The organism is Falsiporphyromonas endometrii (assembly GCF_042654485.1).
GTDB lineage: Bacteria > Bacteroidota > Bacteroidia > Bacteroidales > Porphyromonadaceae > Porphyromonas > Porphyromonas endometrii.
The window spans coordinates 1-3,850 of sequence record NZ_JBHSGO010000112.1 but is presented as its reverse complement, the minus strand read 5'-3'; the positions used below and the strand labels follow the sequence as shown (position 1 = coordinate 3,850).

Annotated in this window: 2 protein-coding genes and 1 tRNA gene; all 3 read left to right on the top strand. The window is 40.2% G+C overall.

The features are described from left to right. The first annotated feature begins 805 nt into the window (after positions 1 to 805). The 3 genes from ACFO3G_RS03735 (at position 806) to ACFO3G_RS03725 (ending at position 3,730) form a co-directional block, all read left to right on the top strand. Positions 806 to 880: transfer RNA gene (locus ACFO3G_RS03735), tRNA-Pro, on the top strand. A 357-nt stretch (positions 881 to 1,237) separates the two neighbouring features. Then, positions 1,238 to 2,851, top strand: a complete 1,614-nt coding sequence (gene pckA, locus ACFO3G_RS03730) for a phosphoenolpyruvate carboxykinase (ATP) (RefSeq protein WP_380078113.1) — start codon at positions 1,238 to 1,240, stop codon at positions 2,849 to 2,851. A 75-nt stretch (positions 2,852 to 2,926) separates the two neighbouring features. Then, entirely contained in the window at positions 2,927 to 3,730 is an 804-nt protein-coding gene (locus tag ACFO3G_RS03725) for a hypothetical protein (RefSeq protein WP_380078111.1), read from the top strand. The last annotated feature ends 120 nt before the right edge of the window (positions 3,731 to 3,850 follow it).

Genomic DNA, 3,850 nt, shown 5'->3' with positions numbered 1-3,850 from the left:
CTGCCAGACAATTCGAAATAATTTCTTTAATTTGTACTCGTGTGAGATCCATACTGTTTTACTGTTTTATTTTATTTTTTCAAAGATAATAGTCTTGGGTCTTACACACTTTTTTGGGACAGTATCTGATACTCCCATGTTCTATCGACATTTTTGGGTTTAAGTCATTTCACTCTTATTACGGAGACATACAGGCAACTAAATCAAATTATTCTATCCGGTAAAAGTTTTGGCAGCGTAGCAAACTTAGATTTCATATAAACTGCTCTCTCGATTGCTCTTTATCCAAACGATATTATTACCTATTCTGAGGCATTAGTCTGTAAATCACGCTTAGTATTATCAGACAGCCAACCTTTTAGGACATTCAAAAAAGAAAAACTGTCCACTTAGGCAAACCCTTTGCCCCATAAGGCATTCGCTTGGATCAAATGCTGATTTATGACTCAATATTGCAGGTGTTTTGTCGGACAGCCGACTTTAGAAACCAAAGGAGGGGGACTTATATTTCAAAATTGAAATGCTCATCCTCATAAATAAGGTGTTTGGGAGACGTCAATATGCCCTTATCTACCTTAATCGGACAGCAACTAAATCAAATCGACAGATTATCATAAACAGATAAAAAGCAGATATTACCCAAGACCATTGGATTTAACTTTAGATATACAAACCATTGAATATCAAAAAAATCCATTGAGCAAAGAAAAAATATCAATAAAAAGAGTCCAAAAGATTTGGTCAATTCAAATATTATGTTGTATATTTGCAACCGCAAACGAGGGACAAACAATCCTCCAATGCACGGGGTGTAGCGCAGTCCGGTTAGCGCATCTGCTTTGGGAGCAGAGGGTCGAAGGTTCGAATCCTTTCACCCCGACGAAAAAGACCTCTTGTCTAATTGGCGAGGGGTCTTTTTTTGTACCTAAGAAACAACAGCACAAGCTACTCGTAAGCCATCAATAAGGATATCCCCTCCTCTACTCATATCTTCATATATTTACAGACTAATTGAGATATAAAAATCTTAAATAGGTCATTTTACATATCAAAATAATAGTGTATCACATATATTTATGGATAATTGTCACATCTACAATGACATTTACAGATAAGAAGTCATTCAAACTGCCTCATTGTCTTACGTATTACAAATTCTCATTGTTTTTTCATACCTTTGAAGCTAATCATTAAGATTAGAAAAAACCACAATTAATAGTCTAAACTACTTTTGAATATGAGTAACAAATTAGATTTAACAAAGTACGGAATTGAAGGAACAAGAGAGATTGTATACAATCCTTCATACGAACAACTCTTCGAAGAGGAGACAAAAGAAGGTCTTGCAGGATTTGAAAAAGGGCAACTCACTGAACTTGGTGCTGTCAATGTAATGACCGGCGTCTATACAGGTCGCTCTCCTAAGGACAAATTCTGGGTAAAAGACGATGTAACAAAAGACACCATCTGGTGGACAAGTGACGAATATAAAAACGACAACAAGCCATGTTCTCAAGAGACATGGAAAGAGCTTCGCAAAATAGCATCCAAACAACTTAGCAACAAGAGACTTTTTGTTGTCGACGGCTTCTGCGGTGCCAATGCAAATACCAGGCTCAAGATTAGGTTTATTATGGAAGTTGCTTGGCAGGCACATTTCGTAAGAAACATGTTTATCCGCCCAACAGAGGAAGAACTCAAAAACTTTGGAGAACCGGACTTTGTTGTTATGAATGCATCTAAAGCTAAGGTAGAAAACTACAAAGAACTTGGGCTCAACTCTGAGACAGCTGTCGTTTTCAACCTGACAGAAAAGATGCAGGTTATCATCAACACATGGTATGGAGGAGAGATGAAGAAGGGTATGTTTAGCTACATGAACTACAGACTTCCTCTTCGTGGTATTGCAGCAATGCACTGCTCGGCAAACACAAGTCTTGACGAAAAAGAGACAGCTATTTTCTTTGGCCTTTCGGGTACAGGTAAGACCACCCTATCCACAGATCCAAAGAGGAAACTGATCGGAGACGATGAGCATGGATGGGACGATGATGGCGTGTTTAATTTTGAAGGAGGTTGCTATGCGAAGGTAATCAACCTCAGCAAAGAGAATGAGCCGGACATCTATAATGCCATCAAAAGGGATGCTCTACTCGAAAACGTTTCTGTAGACAAGAACGGACACATCGACTTCGCTGACAAATCTGTAACAGAAAACACCCGTGTGTCCTACCCAATCTATCATATCAACAATATTATCAAACCGATTTCCAAGGCCGGTCACGCCAACAATGTCATCTTCCTATCGGCAGATGCGTTTGGTGTATTGCCACCGGTTTCCATCTTGACTCCGGAACAAACAAAGTACTACTTCTTGTCCGGTTTTACCGCAAAATTGGCAGGAACAGAGAGGGGAATTACAGAGCCAACACCGACTTTCTCAGCTTGTTTTGGCGCTGCTTTCCTATCACTTCACCCAACCAAATACGCAGAAGAGTTGGTTAAAAGGATGGACAAGTCCGGAGCCAAGGCATATCTGGTAAATACCGGATGGAATGGAAGTGGCAAGAGAATATCCATCAAAGATACACGAGGCATCATCGATGCCATCCTCAATGGTGATATCAAGACAGCTCCGACCAAGAAGATCCCATACTTTGACTTCGAAGTTCCAACAACATTGCAGGGTGTAGATTCTAAGATTCTTGATCCGAGAGACACTTATGCAAATCCTCAGGAATGGGAAGACAAGGCAAAAAATCTTGCAGGACTATTTATTGACAACTTCAAGAAGTTTGAAAGTCACCACTTAGGAAAGGCACTTGTAGCAGCCGGTCCAAAGCTAAAATGAAATAGATAAGACAGCGAAAGCTATTTAATAACCGTGTAGGAGGCAAACACTGATCAGAGGTGTTTGCCTCTTTTTGTGTTTATAGACATTACATCAACATCCGGCAAGTGGTTAGGAGAAGAATCCAATGTTGATGTTCCACTAAACAGTCTTGAACTTTGGGTGTTTGACGAAAACCATCTATTCACCAAGTCTTATACGGCCACTTATGAAAAGACATCAGAAGAAAATGGCATCAGAAAGTATCTTTTCAAAGTTGAGCTATTCAAGTCAAAACTTCCACGATACGTCCATTTTGCAGGCAACTATAAACTCTCCCAAGAAAACGAAGGATTATGGATTGGCAGAGATGAGCGTACAGTCGTGCCATCTGTAAGAATAAAGGATGCAAATTCTTGCCCAATGTGGAATAGAGTCGAGCTACGCGATGGCATCAGTGAGGCAACAAGTTTTGGAGATGTGGAAATGAAAGTGGCTGTTTCCAAGCTGGTACTCAATATCTCCGATCAAGCAAAGCAAAAACTTGGAGGAGCAACCGACCAGATGCAATATGCTCTTTACAATATAAGAACAGAAGGGACATTGGCTATGTTTGATGGCACCTCATTCGACAACACCATCATTACCGAGGCATCCGGAGAGGGAACAATCAAAAAGAGAATCCAAGAGACTGACTTTAAGCCTGTAGGAAAGCCAATCTACCTATTCGAACAACCCAACAACGCCAGCCACAATACCATTACGCCCTACATTGTATTTAAGACCCCAATCAAAGAGAATGGGCAAGACAGAATAAACTATTTCAAAATTGATATGGTAAGCCATATCGATGCCGAAGCCTCATCCACTACAGAGCCTCCAATACGATATGATAGGTAGTATCCCAAAAAGTGTGTAAAGGAGATTTATCTTTGAGTCAAAATTAATCATTTCCTTTCATTGTTTAGTTCATCCGTCAGGCGGGCATGAAAAACACCGGGGGGATTGGCGTCCGCCCGG